Origin of the sequence: Okeania sp. (genome assembly GCF_035285525.1) — a bacterium.
In the GTDB taxonomy this organism is placed as follows: domain Bacteria; phylum Cyanobacteriota; class Cyanobacteriia; order Cyanobacteriales; family Microcoleaceae; genus Trichodesmium.
The window spans coordinates 13111-29298 of sequence record NZ_JAYKGW010000044.1 but is presented as its reverse complement, the minus strand read 5'-3'; the positions used below and the strand labels follow the sequence as shown (position 1 = coordinate 29298).

10 protein-coding genes and 1 pseudogene are annotated in these 16188 nt (G+C 38.5%); 10 read left to right on the top strand and 1 reads right to left on the bottom strand.

Annotated elements, in window-relative coordinates; genetic code table 11:
- Nucleotides 1-467: 467 nt before the first annotated feature.
- Together VKJ25_RS05035 and VKJ25_RS05030 are read left to right on the top strand one after the other, a co-directional pair.
- Nucleotides 468-701: a hypothetical protein gene (locus VKJ25_RS05035; RefSeq protein WP_324235529.1), complete on the top strand. Its 234-nt coding sequence runs from the start codon at nucleotides 468-470 to the stop codon at nucleotides 699-701.
- A 9-nt stretch (nucleotides 702-710) separates the two neighbouring features.
- A pseudogene (locus tag VKJ25_RS05030) lies at nucleotides 711-1112 on the top strand (PIN domain-containing protein).
- 300 nt (nucleotides 1113-1412) lie between these two features.
- On the opposite strand, the gene gltB reads toward VKJ25_RS05030, so the two are convergent.
- The gene (gene gltB / locus VKJ25_RS05025; RefSeq protein ID WP_324235528.1) at nucleotides 1413-6095 is read right to left on the bottom strand and encodes a glutamate synthase large subunit; all 4683 of its coding nucleotides are present in this window, start codon (nucleotides 6093-6095) and stop codon (nucleotides 1413-1415) included.
- 1030 nt (nucleotides 6096-7125) lie between these two features.
- Between gltB and VKJ25_RS05020 the strand changes: the two genes are divergently transcribed.
- The 8 genes from VKJ25_RS05020 to VKJ25_RS04985 all read left to right on the top strand — a co-directional run bounded on the left by VKJ25_RS05020 (nucleotide 7126) and on the right by VKJ25_RS04985 (nucleotide 16179).
- Nucleotides 7126-7530: a phosphomannose isomerase type II C-terminal cupin domain gene (locus VKJ25_RS05020; protein ID WP_324235527.1), complete on the top strand. Its 405-nt coding sequence runs from the start codon at nucleotides 7126-7128 to the stop codon at nucleotides 7528-7530.
- A 392-nt stretch (nucleotides 7531-7922) separates the two neighbouring features.
- Nucleotides 7923-8246: a HesB/IscA family protein gene (locus VKJ25_RS05015; protein ID WP_324235526.1), complete on the top strand. Its 324-nt coding sequence runs from the start codon at nucleotides 7923-7925 to the stop codon at nucleotides 8244-8246.
- A gap of 490 nt (nucleotides 8247-8736) precedes the next feature.
- Entirely contained in the window at nucleotides 8737-9111 is a 375-nt protein-coding gene (gene rpsL, locus VKJ25_RS05010; protein WP_324235525.1) for a 30S ribosomal protein S12, read from the top strand.
- A 260-nt stretch (nucleotides 9112-9371) separates the two neighbouring features.
- A complete protein-coding gene (gene rpsG, locus VKJ25_RS05005) occupies nucleotides 9372-9842 on the top strand; it encodes a 30S ribosomal protein S7 (RefSeq protein WP_324235524.1) in 471 nt (156 codons plus the stop codon).
- A gap of 406 nt (nucleotides 9843-10248) precedes the next feature.
- Entirely contained in the window at nucleotides 10249-12324 is a 2076-nt protein-coding gene (gene fusA, locus VKJ25_RS05000; protein WP_324235523.1) for an elongation factor G, read from the top strand.
- A 383-nt stretch (nucleotides 12325-12707) separates the two neighbouring features.
- A complete protein-coding gene (tuf, locus tag VKJ25_RS04995) occupies nucleotides 12708-13937 on the top strand; it encodes an elongation factor Tu (RefSeq protein ID WP_324235522.1) in 1230 nt (409 codons plus the stop codon).
- A 408-nt stretch (nucleotides 13938-14345) separates the two neighbouring features.
- Nucleotides 14346-14663, top strand: coding sequence for a 30S ribosomal protein S10 (rpsJ, locus tag VKJ25_RS04990; RefSeq protein WP_483143731.1), 318 nt, complete (start codon nucleotides 14346-14348; stop codon nucleotides 14661-14663).
- A gap of 877 nt (nucleotides 14664-15540) precedes the next feature.
- Nucleotides 15541-16179 (top strand): LON peptidase substrate-binding domain-containing protein, encoded by a 639-nt coding sequence (locus VKJ25_RS04985; RefSeq protein WP_324235521.1) that lies wholly within the window; start codon nucleotides 15541-15543, stop codon nucleotides 16177-16179.
- The last annotated feature ends 9 nt before the right edge of the window (nucleotides 16180-16188 follow it).

The window sequence follows — 16188 nt, the reverse complement described above, 5'->3', positions numbered from 1 at the left end:
GGAGCCAAGAAAAAGTTTGTAGGTTGGGTTGACGAAAGGAAACCCAACACCAAAATGTATCTGAAAAGATGTATTGGTTGGGTTTTGCACTTCTCAACCCAACCTACGTTATCAGCGATCGCTCCTCAACAGACATTAATATTTAGATAAAGGCAATTTTAAGGAATAAAAATTATGTCTGAACTACAAGAATTAAAAAGACAAGTTTTGAATTTATCGGTGAGCGATCGCCTGTTATTACTCAAAGACATTGCAGATTATTTGTACTGAGAACTTCGTCCTCGACGAGAGTTACCACCTGATTTATTAGACAAGTTTCAAGGTATAGGAAAAACAGATATTCTACCTCCAAATGATGCAGAAGTTGAAGCAATGCTCCAAGAACGTTTAGTGGAGAAATATTGAAAATCTTGAATGAAATACATACTATAATATTTAGATAAAGGCAATTTTAAGGAATAAAAATTATGTCTGAACTACAAGAACTAAAAAGACAAGCTTTGAATTTATCGGTGAGCGATCGCCTGTTATTACTCAAGGCTATTACAGATTCTTTGAATGAAGAACTCCGCCCCCGTCCAGACCTCAAATCTGCTATAGAAGGTTGGCGAGGCATAGCAAAAACAGATAACCCACCTCCAACTGATGCTGAAGTTGAAGCCATGCTAGAAGAACGTTTAGTAGAAAAATATCTAAAATGAGAGTATTATATAGATACTAATATCGTCCTGGATTTTGTCTTAGAGAGAGAGCTTTTTTTGAATGATGTTAATGTTTTATTTGAAGCTATAAGAATTCAGGAAATAGAAGGATATGTTACAGAAACAACTTTAACTAATATTTTCTACATTGTCAGAAAACAAACTAAAAGTCTTGAAAAACCAAGAGCAGCAGTTGCTATGACATTAGCATTAATGAAAATTTGCAACGTCGATCATAATATTTGAGAAACTGCTTTTGCTTCTCATTTGAGAGATTTTGAAGATGCAGTGGAATTAGCTTGTGCTTATGCTAAAAATGTAGATGTTATTGTTACTCGTAATGCTAATGATTTTGTTGGTGCAAATCTGCCTATTTTTTCAGTTCAACAGTTATTTGAACACTCCACATAACTAATAACAAAATTGTAGTAGTTTGTAGGTTGGGTTGACGCAAGGAAACCCAACAACGGATACACAGATGATGCCAAATAATTAATCCGTTTATCCGTGCCCAAATCTGTGTCTAGCAGTTTGTAGGTTGGGTTGATGCAAGGAAACCCAACAAATGCGCTCACACTGATTATGGCACAAATACACGGATACTTCCAAATGATTGCTCCGTTTCGCTCACACTAATTAGGGCACGGATACACAGATGATGCCAAATAATTAATCCGTTTATTCGTGCCCAAATCTGTGTCTAGCAGCAACTTAACTTCTCACTTCTTCCTTCTTCCTTCTTTCTTCTTCCTTCACTTCAACAGTTGCTACAGTCGTCTCAGCTTCAGAAGGAGGCACAACCTGATAAAACTTCGGCAAATATTCAGACCAATTAGCCAAAATAGCCTTTGCCTTAGCACTACCAGTCTTTTCAACGTGTAACGAAATCAACTCCCGCAACTGCGCCTCACCTTCTGGAGTACACACCCGCTGAATAGAAACGATTTCATTATTCACCCTTGCCGGAAAATCACCATCCTCATCCAAGAAATAAGCAATTCCTCCAGTCATACCAGCACCAACATTGCGACCTGCTTTACCCAAACAAACCACAACACCACCAGTCATATACTCACAAGCATGATCGCCAGCACCTTCAATAACTGCTTTACCCATCGAATTTCGGACTGCAAAACGTTCCCCTGCTTGACCATTCGCAAACACAATCCCACCAGTCGCACCATATAAACAAGTATTACCAATAATCACGTTTTCCGCAGGATCATAACCTGCTGTCACAGATGGCTTAATAATAATCTCCCCACCGTGCATTCCCTTACCAACATAATCATTAGCTTCACCTTGCAATGTTAAAATCATTCCTGGCAAATTGAAAGCACCAAAACTCTGACCTGCACTACCATTAAATGTCAAATTAATCAACCCTTCAAAACCAGTATTTCCATAACGGGAAGCGATCGCTCCTGATATTCTAGCTCCAATGGTACGGTCAGTATTCAGAATTTCTGTGGTTTTAGAAACAGTTCCCTGATTCATAATGGCAGTTTCAATTTCCTGATCGCCCAACAGCACATCATCTAAAACCGGACCATTGCTGTGAACTTTTTCATGGTTTAGCCAATCTCGGTTAGTGCGAGTATCTGGCAACTTCAGCAAACAATCTAAATTCACACCTGCGGTTTTGGTTAAATCTATATTTTCACGTTCTTTCAGTAAGTCTGCACGACCTAATATTTCTTGGAGGGAACGATAACCCAATTTTGCCAAAATAGTTCGGACTTCCTCAGCAATAAACCAGAAGAAATTAACCACATTTTCTGGCACCCCAGTAAACTTCTGACGCAACTTCTCTTGCTGCGTTGCTACACCAACCGGACAAGTATTAGTATGACAAATCCTCGCCATAATGCAACCTTCAGCAATCATCGCAATGGAACCAAAGCCAAATTCTTCAGCACCCATTAATGCTGCCATAATTACATCCCAACCAGTTTTCAAACCACCATCTACCCGGAGAGTCACGCGATCGCGTAGTTCATTTTCCATCAATACCCGATGTACTTCAGTCAAACCTAACTCCCACGGACTACCAGCGTGTTTAATCGAACTCAGAGGAGATGCACCAGTACCACCATCGTGACCAGATATCTGAATCACATCAGCATTGGCTTTCGCAACACCAGCAGCGATCGTGCCGATACCAATTTCTGCCACCAGTTTCACCGAAACACCAGCATTAGGGTTGATTTGGTGGAGATCAAAAATTAACTGTGCCAAATCCTCAATCGAATAAATGTCATGGTGAGGAGGTGGTGAAATCAACGACACTCCTGGTTTAGAACGACGAAGTGTGGCAATATAGTCGCTAACCTTTTTCCCTGGTAACTGACCGCCTTCACCTGGTTTTGCTCCCTGAGCAACTTTAATTTCAATCTGTTTAGCACTCATCAGATATTCTGGAGTCACCCCAAACCTACCCGAAGCTACTTGTTTGATAGCGGAAGAGGCAGTGTCACCATTTTGTAATCCTTTGAGATGAGGGAATAAAGTCGATAAACCTTGACTATTAACATCATTTAAAATCTTAAATCTAGTCGCATCTTCTCCACCTTCACCAGAATTAGATTTACCACCGATGCGGTTCATCGCGATCGCTAAAGTTTCGTGAGCTTCCCGTGACAAAGACCCCAGAGACATTCCCCCAGTACAAAAACGTTTCATTATTTCCACTGCGGGTTCCACTTCCTCCAGAGGTATAGAAGTGGATGGAATATTCAGGTCTAACAAATCCCGTAAAGCTGTTACTGGTCGCTCTTGCAAATATTTCCGGTAAAGGTCATAATGGTCGTACTCTGTGGTTTCCTGATGTTTGCCGTTACCGTTAGTTACAGGCAAGATGCCTGTGTTACCATTACTGGCGACAGCTTTATGAAGAGCTTTTGCCATTTCCGGACTATTCATATGATATTCACCACTGGGGCGATATTGCACAAATCCGTAATTTTCCAGCTTTTTAATATTCAATTCTGGAAACGCCCGACTGTGGAAAGAGATCGTTTCTTGTGCTAACTCAGCGACAGTTAAACCACCTATTCGAGAAGTAGTTCCCCGGAAACCTAATTCTAACAAATCTCCACCAATACCGATAGCTTCAAAAATCTGCGCTCCGTGGTAAGAAGACAACAAAGAAATTCCCATTTTTGAAAGAATTTTCAATAATCCTGCTTCTATTGCTTGACGATATTGTTTTTGTGCTGCTTCGATCGTAATTTTGTCAATTTTACCCCGTTCCATTTGCTTTTGCACTGTGGAACTCGACCACCAAGCACGAACAGACTCTAACGCCAAATAAGCATGAACTGAACTCGCACCATAACCAACTAAACAAGCGAAATGATGGGTACTCCAACACTGAGCTGTTTCTACTACTAAGGATACTTTCATCCGCAGTTGTTGTTTAATCAAGTAATGGTGAACCGCACCCACAGCTAAAAGAGGAGGAATGTAAGTCAAATCTGCACTGATACCATTGTCTAATTTATCAGATAGAATAATAATTTCTGTTCCATTCTCAACCGCTGTAGCTGCCTGTTGGCACAAATTATTTACAGCTTTTTGTAGTCCTTCTGGTCCTTCAGCTACAGGAAATAGAGTAGAAAGAGTTTTTGTAGCAAAATCTGAATCCTGAATTTCTTTTAATTCTGCTGCGTTTAATACAGGTGATTCTATTTTTAATAACCGGGCATTTTCAGCACTAACTTCCAATAAATTACCACGCTTGCCGAGGACCATATTCAACGACATCACCATTCCTTCCCGGAGTGGATCGATAGGAGGGTTCGTCACTTGCGCAAACCTTTGCTTAAAATAATCATACAGCAAATGCGGGCGTTGAGAAAGCACTGCCAAAGGAATGTCGTCACCCATACAGAACGTTGGTTCCTTACCCAAACTTGCCATACTGTTAATCACCATATCCAGGTCTTCCAGACTATAACCAAAAGCAGTTTGTAATTGCAGTAGAGTTGGTGCTTCCAATTGAGTGTTTGCCGTAAACGATTGCTTTTCGATCTCCTTTCTTTGTTGCAACCATTCCCCATAAGGTCGCTGAGAACTAATGCGCTTTTTGATTTCCCAATTTTTGAGAATTTCATTAGTACCAAAATCTACAGCAATCATTTCTCCAGGAGCAAGGCGACCTTTTTCCACTATTTTTGCTTCTGGGACATCAACCGTTCCGACTTCAGACGATACGATAATTAGGTCATCATTCGTAATGCAGTAACGTGCTGGTCGTAAACCATTTCGATCTAAAGCTGCCCCCACTTGTTTACCATCACTAAATACCAATAACGCTGGACCATCCCAAGCTTCCTGTAAACCACTATAATATTCATAAAAATCGACAATTTCTGGATGTTCCACCAAGTCCGGCTGATTTTTGTATGCTTCCGGTACCATGATCATCAATGTTTCCAGGGGAGAACGTCCGGAACTAACAATTAATTCCATCACATTATCTAGATTGGCCGAATCACTACTTTGGTCATCAACAAAAGGTTTTAACTCATCTAGTCGTGACTGCCAGACTCCGGAACTGAGACTGGACTGACGCGCTTTCATCCAGTTAATATTTCCCAATAGAGTATTAATTTCCCCATTGTGACCAACTAATCGCATCGGTTGAGCTAGAGGCCATCTAGGCATGGTATTAGTACTGAAGCGTCGATGGTAAACGGCGAAGGAACTCTGATAAGTTGGGTTGGTTAAGTCTATGTAAAATTCTCCCAATACTGCGGAACGCACCATTCCTTTGTAGACAATGGTCCGACAAGAGAAGGAACAAATATAAGCATCTATTCCCCAAGCAAAACCTTCTACTTTTAAGGCACGACCAATATTACGACGGGTGAGGTATAGCGATCGCTCCAACTCATCTCCTTGTAATTTATCGGAACTAACGATAATTTGCTCTATTTGTGGTTGGTTTGCTCTTGCTTGTTCTCCCAATTTTTCGGGTTGAACGGGTACAACTCGCCAACCAACTAAGTTTAGACCTTCTGTCGCGATCGTTTTTTCTATTGCCTGACGTGCTATTTTGGCTTTTTCGTCTGCTTGGGGTAAGAATACCATTCCTACACCACAGTTATTGGGGTCAAGTTCCAGATTTTCGGACAACAGCTCCCAAGGGATTTGAGTTAGCAAACCTGCTCCGTCTCCTGAGTCTCGGTCTGCGCTACAACCACCGCGATGTTCCAAGCAAGTTAAGGCAGGTAATGCTTTTAAGATAATTTCATGGCTTCTTTTCCCTGATGGATGAGCAATGAAACCTACTCCACAAGCGTCCCGTTCTTCTACCAACCATCTTTGGCCCTGATAAGTTTCTTTATTTGCTTTTTTTGTGTGAAATTTATTCATTTTTGATTTACTCATAAGATCTTAACTTTCGCTACAGGCAAGATACCTTTGCTACGGCTATTTTTTAGGGGTTTTTACTCTCGGTAAGCGGAGTTTTCATCATTGTTATATTACTTATTTGAACACTAAGAAGTAAGTTGAATAATAACAATAGAGTGCAATTTTAATTTTGTTGGAGATTAGATATTATAACTAAAAAAGTCTTTCCTATTTTTCTCTGCAGTATGGAGAGAATATCAATTGCCTATTTTTTAATATACAGGACTTATACTAAATCCGGTTTAGAAGAGAGATTTACTGTCAAGGTAAGGCAGAGGGTAGAAGGGAGAAGGGTTAGAAGAACTTGGACAAACTAGCTTTTTATAACCGGATTTGGTATTACCCATAACTAGCAAGCATATATGGTAGGAGTTAACGGCTCTTAACCCTCTAAAGATTTTCAGGGACAATAACTTTGTTAGTTGAATAAAAAGTCATGCGCATAGACGAACAACACCAGTCGATTTTTATTATCATATCAGAACCTAGGTAAAAATGCAACCCTATTAGAAGTACGATTTTTTCGGAAGTTTCAAAGAATGAAAAGGCTTGATATTTTCCACTCACTCTAAAGTATAGAACCCCTAAACGGGTCTCTAAAATTAGTTGGGGAGTTGGGGAATAGGGGAGTTGGGGAGTCGGGGAGTCGGGGAATATAAGGCTATTTTTCCAGCTTTTTCCCTATTTGATTTCTCTTACTCCTGACTTCTTTGGCAAAAAAACACACCTTTGTAAAGACACCTCTAGGGGTTCTATAGACATAAAGATTTAATTATAAATTATGAAGAAAGCTTAGTTAGGGGGTGACAGTTGCAAGGGTAACTTTGCTATGTTTGATATGGTATCCAAGTTAACTCAGAGAGCTATTAAAAAAATATTTGTCTATCAGTATGTAATTTTATAAGACCGAGGATAATACCTATCTTAAACACTAGATAGTTAATAATCCCAGAGTTAAGGAAACCAATCTCATATTTTATTGTTTTCTGTTGGAGAGCGTCAAACAATGGTACAACTTAAAGAAGCACCTCAAGTTCCTAATTTAGCTTCTAACTTAGAAGAGTCTGCTACTGTAGAACGTCCTTGGGGGTCATTTACCACTTTAGAAGAAGGCGTTGGATATAAAATCAAACGTATAGAAGTAAAACCAGGACATCGACTCAGCTTACAAATGCACTACCACCGAAGCGAACATTGGGTTGTCGTTTCGGGAACCGCTAAAGTTACTTGTGGCGATCAAGAAGAAATTCTAGAAAACAATCAATCTACCTATGTGCCTCAATGTACTTCCCATCGTTTAGAAAATCCAGGAGTGATTCCTTTAGTATTGATTGAAGTACAAAATGGGGAGTATCTTGGAGAAGATGATATTGTTCGTTTTCAAGATGACTATGCTAGAGCCAAATCTTAAGTGGGGTTTGAGGAAGGAAGGCAGCTATGCTGAAGGCTGCTGAGGGAAAAGGAAGGTTTAAGGGAAAAAGTTTTTTGAGTACTGATTATCTGGACATGATATTAGTGAAGAAAGGGAACACTTAAAAATAGTGCATTAGCATTAGGGAGTAGTAGGAACGTTTCATGGAACGTCCGTAGAGGAGTAAGGGAGAAAGATTTTTGTTGGGTTTCGGGGAATCCCTCAACCCAACCTACATAATATTGCATGATTTAAGATGAAACGATGCACTACCATTAGTAAAGATTAGTAAAAAAAATAAAGTACCAACCATTAGATTGGGCAAAGTAGAACAAAACCCCACAAATTGGTATTTTATCAAATTGCAACTCCCTAAGCTAAAAAAATTCTCAATGATTAACTTCAGCAAAGCAGCAGTCCAAGAGATTATTCGTCTTCAGTCCAAACAAAATCAACCAAATGCTTTATTTCGCTTAAAGGTTAAACCTGGTGGTTGCTGTAGTCTTTGTTACACAATGGAATTTGATTCAGAAAAAGCTAGCGACGATCAAGTTTATGAGCATGGTCAAATTAAAGTAGTTGTTGATTCACAACAACTCAACTATCTGAATGGATTAACCTTAGACTATTCTGAGGACCTTATGGGTGGAGGGTTCCGATTTAATAATCCTAATGCTACAGTGACTTGCGGTTGTGGTAATTCTTTTTCTGTTTGATATTGACAAATACATCTCAATAATTTAACATAAAAGATTGTTTGTAAAGTTACTGCGAAATAATAACATGGAAAGAAGTAAAAAAATACTTCAAGAACGTTATTATAGCAATTTCCACAGTTACGGAGTATACGGAAAATCCCCCTTTCAACAGGGAAGCTTTGAAAGGTTGTCTTTTTCCAAGCAGGGACTTTGAAGGCTTTCCCCTTTCAACAGGGAAACACGGAAAATTGTCCTAAATAAATCCCCATTTCCAAGGGAGACTTTGAAGGTTAACCCCTTTCAACAGGGAAACTTTGAAGGCTCTCCCCCTTTTGAAGGGGGGTAGGGGGGGTCAAAAAAAGTGTACTTCATAGATTAAGGAACTGCTATATTTATTTCCCAAAACTTTATTAAAAGCAGACCGTTGCACCAGAGGTTCCTTTGGTGCAACGGTAAATTATTCATAAGTAGCAAAAAAGTATAAGAGCGACTAGAAAAACTATTACTAATGCCCACAATTCAACAACTAATTCGTTCAGCTCGTCAAGACATGGAGCAGAAAACTAAATCTCCTGCTCTGAAAAGTTGTCCTCAACGTCGTGGAGTATGCACCAGAGTATATACCACGACACCGAAAAAGCCTAACTCTGCTCTGCGTAAAGTAGCTAGGGTTCGTCTAACTTCAGGCTTTGAAGTAACTGCTTATATCCCAGGGATTGGTCATAACTTACAGGAACACTCTGTAGTTATGATTAGAGGGGGTAGGGTTAAAGACTTACCTGGGGTAAGATATCACATAATTCGTGGAACTTTAGATACCGCAGGAGTCAAAGACCGGAAACAAGGTCGCTCTAAATATGGGGCAAAAAGACCTAAAGGCTAAAAAGTCAGAAGCCAGAAGTTTTTCTGAAGTCAAGATTTGGGTTACTTTAAACCTAAATTTTACAATAATTTCAACTTAAATTATTTGACTTCCTTCATAAATTACTAGCTAACTATTTGTTTGTGACATTTTTTGAGTGAATTGGTATAAATTTAGTGAAATGCCAAATTCTCGAAAATTCTAGCTAAAACTAACAATCATAGCAGATATTGAATCTGGCATCAAGTAATTATCCATTATTAAAAGTTTATTTTTTTATTATGTCTCGTCGTAGAGTTGTTCCCAAACGTCCCATTCCTCCAGACCCAAAATATAATAGTCGGTTAGTGACCATGATAGTCCGACGTATCATGCGTCATGGCAAGAAGTCTGTAGCACTGAATATCGTATATGATGCTTTTACAGCTATTGAAGAAAGGACAAGTTCCGATCCACTAGAATTATTTGAAAAGGCAGTCCGAAATGTGACTCCCCTAGTAGAAGTTAAAGCTCGTCGTGTGGGTGGTGCTACTTATCAAGTTCCGATGGAAGTACGTTCTGATCGGGGAACTACTCTAGCTTTACGTTGGTTGGTGCAATATTCTAGGTCTAGAGGTGGAAAAACAATGGCTATGAAGTTAGCTAATGAGTTGATGGATGCAGCTAACGAAACGGGTAGTGCTATTCGCAAGCGAGAAGAAACTCATAAAATGGCAGAAGCTAATAAGGCTTTTGCTCACTATCGTTACTAAAATTAGGGAGTAGGGAGTAGGGATTAGGGATTAGAGGAAAATAATTGATAATCCATAAAAATAATAATGGCTTGCTGATTAAATATCAAAGCCTTTTTAAGTATCAAAAATTTTCAGGTTTTAGGTTGATAGATTTGAAAAAGTAAGCATTTTGGTTAAACAAAAGGCAAAAAAATCAATCAATTATTCTTTACAACAACTATCTCTATAACTATAATTTACCCTAACTATGAAATACTCTCTAATCCTTAGTTTTTAGCTCGATAGACTTTTTCAGCCAATCCTAAAATTTTATTTTCTATGATTTTAGATGTTGGATATATCTAACTAAATAGCAGTTGTTCCAAAAGCATAGCATTTTAACTAACCATAAAAAAAGGTAGCACAGATAAGGAGGTAGGTAACTGTGGGAAGAACTATGCCACTTGAGCGGGTGCGAAATATTGGTATCGCAGCTCATATTGATGCGGGTAAAACAACAACGACAGAAAGAATCCTATTTTATTCTGGCATTGTACATAAAATGGGAGAGGTTCATGATGGCACCGCAGTTACCGACTGGATGGCTCAAGAACGAGAACGTGGTATTACTATTACTGCGGCTGCTATTAGTACAAAATGGTTAGACCATCAAATTAATATTATTGATACTCCAGGCCATGTAGACTTCACAATAGAAGTAGAACGTTCGATGAGGGTTCTGGATGGTATAATAGCTGTTTTTTGTTCTGTTGGTGGGGTACAACCTCAGTCAGAAACGGTTTGGCGACAAGCTGACCGTTATCAAGTTCCTCGCATGGCCTTTGTCAATAAAATGGACAGGACAGGAGCTAACTTTTTCAAAGTATATGAGCAAATTCGTGATCGCCTCCGTGCTAATGCAGTTCCTATTCAAATTCCTATTGGTAGTGAAAATGAATTTAGGGGAATTGTGGATTTAGTGAGGATGAAAGCTTTTATCTATACTAATGATCTGGGAACGGATATTCAAGAAACAGAAATTCCAGCAGATGTGCAAGAATTGGCTGAAGAATATCGTCTAAAGTTGGTTGAGTCAGTAGCAGAAACTGATGATGCTTTAACAGAGAAGTATCTTGAAAATGAGGAACTTACAGCAGAGGAAATTCGTAAAGCTCTACGTCAAGCTACTATTGCAGGTACAATTGTACCTATGTTATGTGGCTCTGCTTTTAAAAATAGAGGCGTTCAGCTTTTATTAGATGCAGTAGTAGATTATTTGCCAGCTCCTACAGAAGTTCCAGCAATTCAAGGAACTTTACCAAATGGAGATTTGGATACTAGACTATCAGATGATGAGGCTCCCCTAGCAGCTCTGGCTTTCAAAATTATGTCAGATACTTATGGCCGTCTCACCTTTCTGCGAGTATATTCAGGAGTTCTTGCTAAAAGTAGTTATATTCTAAATTCTACTAAAAATAAGAAAGAGAAAATTTCTCGTCTAATTGTTTTGAAAGCTGATGAAAAAATAGATGTAGATGAACTACGAGCAGGAGATTTGGGAGCGGTTGTAGGTATGAAACATACCTTGACAGGAGATACAGTTTGTGATAGAGACAATCCAATTATCCTAGAATCTCTTTATGTCCCTGAGCCAGTTATATCTGTGGCTGTGGAACCGAAAACCAAGCAAGATATGGAAAAATTATCTCAGGCTCTCCAAGCTCTTTCTGATGAAGACCCTACATTTCGAGTGAGTGTCGATCCAGAAACCAATCAAACGGTAATTGCTGGTATGGGGGAACTGCATCTGGAAATATTGGTAGATAGGATGCTTCGGGAATATAAGGTGGAAGCTAATGTGGGTCAACCACAGGTAGCATACCGAGAAACTATTCGCCAACAGGTTCAAGCAGAGGGTAAATTTATCCGTCAAAGTGGTGGTAAAGGTCAATATGGTCATGTGATTATAGAATTGGAACCAGGAAAATTAGGGAGTGGCTTTGAGTTTGTCTCGAAAATTGTGGGAGGGACAATACCTCAAGAGTTTATTAGTCCAGTAGAGCAAGGAATGAAGGAAGCTTGCGAAGCTGGGGTTTTGGCTGGTTATCCATTAATAGATGTTAAGGCTACTTTGGTAGATGGTTCTTTCCATGATGTGGATTCTTCAGAAATGGCTTTTAAAATTGCTGGTTCAATGGCAATAAGAGAAGCTGTAACTAAGGCTGCACCTGTATTATTGGAGCCAATGATGAAAGTAGAGGTGGAAGTACCTGAAGATTTTATTGGTAATATTATTGGAGACCTAAATTCTCGAAGAGGACAAATAGAGGGTCAAGGAATGGAAACAAGCATGGCTAAAGTAACGGCAAAAGTTCCTTTGGCAGAAATGTTTGGTTATGCTACTGATATGAGGTCCAAAACTCAAGGTCGTGGTATTTTTTCAATGGAATTTAGCAATTATGAGGAAGTACCTCGTAATGTGGCTGAGACTATCATTGCTAAAAGCAGAGGATATGTTTAAGTAGTTTGGTAAATTGTGTGTTTTTTAGGTTAGAATGTAAGCTTTGAGCTGAATAATGGGAAAATAAAAAAATTGATAATTAAATGAAAACTGGCAATTTACTGAAAAAATAGGCAATTGTTTCCAACAAAAGCCGATAAAAATTAAGTAAAAGAATAGGCAGAGTTTTCCAAATTTATCTATTATTAATCAGTGCGTCTGTTTCCTTATTTAATTAGCTATTAGTTTTTAGCATTCAGCTATGAGCTTTTTGAATTTGGGTTAAAATTTAATTTATCACCCATTAAAAAAAACAGAATCCTACCTGAAAGCTGAAAGCTGACTGCTGACTGCTTATTAAAAGGAAACGGAATTAACGAAGGAAAAAAAGGAACAAATAATTAATGGCACGCGCAAAATTTGAAAGAAATAAACCTCACGTCAATATTGGAACTATTGGCCACGTTGACCACGGCAAAACTACTTTGACTGCTGCAATTACCATGAGTCTAGCAGCACAAGGAAAGGCTAAGGCCAGAAATTATGCAGATATTGACGCAGCGCCAGAAGAGAAGGCACGGGGTATTACAATTAATACTGCTCATGTAGAATATGAGACAGAACAACGTCACTATGCCCACGTTGATTGTCCTGGACACGCTGACTATGTAAAAAATATGATTACAGGGGCAGCTCAAATGGACGGTGCAATTCTAGTAGTTTCTGCTGCTGATGGCCCAATGCCTCAAACTCGCGAGCATATTCTATTGGCCAAGCAGGTAGGGGTTCCTAATATTGTTGTTTTCCTCAATAAGCAAGATATGGTGGATGATGAGGAACTTTTGGAATTGGTGGAATTGGAAGTTCGGGAGCTTTTAAGTGACTATGATTTTGATGGAGATAATATTCCGATTGCTGCTGGTTCAGCATTACAGGCAGTAGAAGCATTAACAGCTAATCCAAAGATAGGAAAGGGCGAAAATGAGTGGGTAGATAAAATTTTGGCTCTGATGGATGAAGTTGATGGTTATATTCCTACTCCAGAACGTGATGTTGACAAACCATTCTTAATGGCAGTAGAAGACGTATTCTCGATTACTGGTCGTGGTACTGTAGCTACAGGCCGGATTGAGCGTGGTAAAGTGAAAGTGGGTGAAACAGTTGAATTGGTAGGAATTAAAGATACTCGTAGTACAACTGTTACGGGCGTGGAAATGTTCCAGAAAATTCTGGATGAAGGAATGGCTGGTGATAATGTGGGATTACTATTGCGTGGTATGCAGAAAACTGATATCCAACGTGGTATGGTTTTGGCTAAACCAGGTTCTATTACTCCTCACAAGAAATTTGAATCAGAAGTATATGTTCTGAAAAAGGAAGAAGGAGGCCGTCATACTCCTTTCTTCCCAAATTATCGTCCTCAGTTCTATATTCGGACAACTGATGTGACTGGTGCTATTGAGTCTTTTACTGCTGATGATGGTAGTGCAGCAGAAATGGTAATGCCAGGAGACCGGATTAAAATGACAGTTCAACTAATCAATCCAGTAGCTATTGAGCAAGGTATGCGTTTTGCTATTCGTGAAGGTGGTAGAACTATTGGTGCGGGTGTTGTTTCTAAGATCATAGAGTAGGACAATTTCCTGAAAGTTTAAGTGGCAGAAAGGCACTTTCATTAATGGATAATGGATAATTACTGCTCCCTTTTAGAGAGAGTTTTTACCTGAATTATTTAATTATTCGGTAAGTTATTGATATTGGCTTTTCTGCTACTTATTAATAAAGAAGGAAGAAGGAAGAAGGGGTAAAGATAAAAAAAAGGAAACCAATTTATAGATAACTATCTAAAAATAAACTGGAGAATCTATTTTTAAGAATATCCAATTGATATCTACTTTGTTTGTATAATTTTGAATAAGTTATCTTTAAATATTATCCTGAAAAAAATAACTTCTGACTTCGTTATAGTCTATTGCGAGTTAATGAAACTAGCAATTTATAGTTGAAAACTTAAAAATCTGAACCTAGAAAATTAAAGAGAAATGGCCACAATTCAACAACAAAAAATTCGGATTCGTTTGAAGGCATTTGACCGCCGTTTACTAGATACATCTTGTGAGAAAATTGTAGATACAGCAAATAGAACTGGAGCCACAGCCATCGGGCCAATACCTATGCCCACAAAACGACGCATTTATTGTGTCTTGCGATCGCCCCACGTTGACAAAGATTCACGAGAACATTTTGAGACTAGGACTCATCGTAGAATTATAGATATTTATCAACCTTCCTCAAAAACAATTGATGCTTTGATGAAACTTGATTTACCAGCAGGTGTGGATATTGAGGTGAAGCTATAGATAGATTAATAAGCTATGAGCAACTAAGAGTTGAGTTAATTATTATTAATAATGTTAATGCCATAGCAATGATTTAAGGATAGATACTTTAAAAAAAATGGTATTGTATTTGCTCTTAGATGTTGGTCTTAAATAATTTGATTTGTAAAAAAAAACTGTATGAGGTTTGGAGGCCAAACCCCTACAGTAATATTTGACAACCTAATTTTAGGATAGTTATATTATGATTGCTAATAGTTATTAATTTTCAACTAGGGCGTGTCATCAATTAAATAAGTTGACAAAAAGGCTGCTCTCTGTTATTTGGAAAATGGCGATCGCGGTTGGGTAGGTTCAGATACTAAAGTACCATGCCTGAAATTGTGTGGTTGGTAGGGGCGGTTTTCTCAGTAGGGAGGTTTTCCGCGCTTGAGCGGATGAAACGCTAAGCGACATGAAACGCATTTTTGCCGATGCAACTTCCGGACAACAATTTAATTTTCACAGTTAGTTAGATAAACCCGCCCCCAATGATCTAATAAATAGATTGAGCTTTGTCAGTTGACTATTTTTGTTGATAAAGCTTCTAACATCTAACTTGATGACACACCTTTAAGAACAAGCCATTTACCAAAACTCTTAATATATATAAAATCTGGATAATTTTTATCCAAGTCCGCAGCGACTGTAACGGAGTGGAAGGAAGGAATCTCCGCGCACTCCTGAGATTACTTCCCTTCGGTCGCAATGACAAATCTTCAACCGGATATCAAATTAAATCCTATTCAATTTTTATGTCAGAATTCTGAAAAATATTAGGTATAAAGATATTCAAGCATAGAAAAATCCGCTAAAGTATTAAAAGTATAACGATAAAAAAATTATTAATACTAGCAAAATGGCATCCTCTTCTATAGCTGTTCGAGAACTTCCCTTATTTCCCTTACCAGAAGTAGTTTTATTTCCAGGTAGACCTCTGCCCCTACATATATTTGAATTTCGCTATAGAATTATGATGAATACAATTCTGGAAAGCGATCAAAGATTTGGAGTTTTAATGTGGGACTCTACTCAAGACCATGTTGTGGCAACTGGATGTTGTGCTAAAATTGAGGATTATCAACGCTTACCTGATGATCGAATGAAAGTTTTAACGATAGGTGAGCAGAGATTTAGAGTTTTAGATATGGTTAGAGAGAAACCGTATTTAGTTGGTTTAGTTGAATGGATAGAAGATAAGCCTTCAGAAAATGAGCTTGGAGATTTGGCAAATCAAGTTGAGGTTTTACTTAGAGATGTAGTTCATCTTTCTGGAAAACTGATGGATCAGAAAATAGAGTTGCCAGAAGATATCCCTAGTTTACCAGAAGAATTGTCTTATTGGGTGGCTAGTAATCTTTATGGTGTGGCAACTGAACAGCAAGCTCTTTTGGAAATGCGGGACACTGCTGCAAGATTAGAAAGAGAGGCAGAAATTCTTAGTTCTACTCGTAGTCATCTTGCAGCCCGAACTGTTTTGAAGGATACTTTAAAATAATAAGGCGAA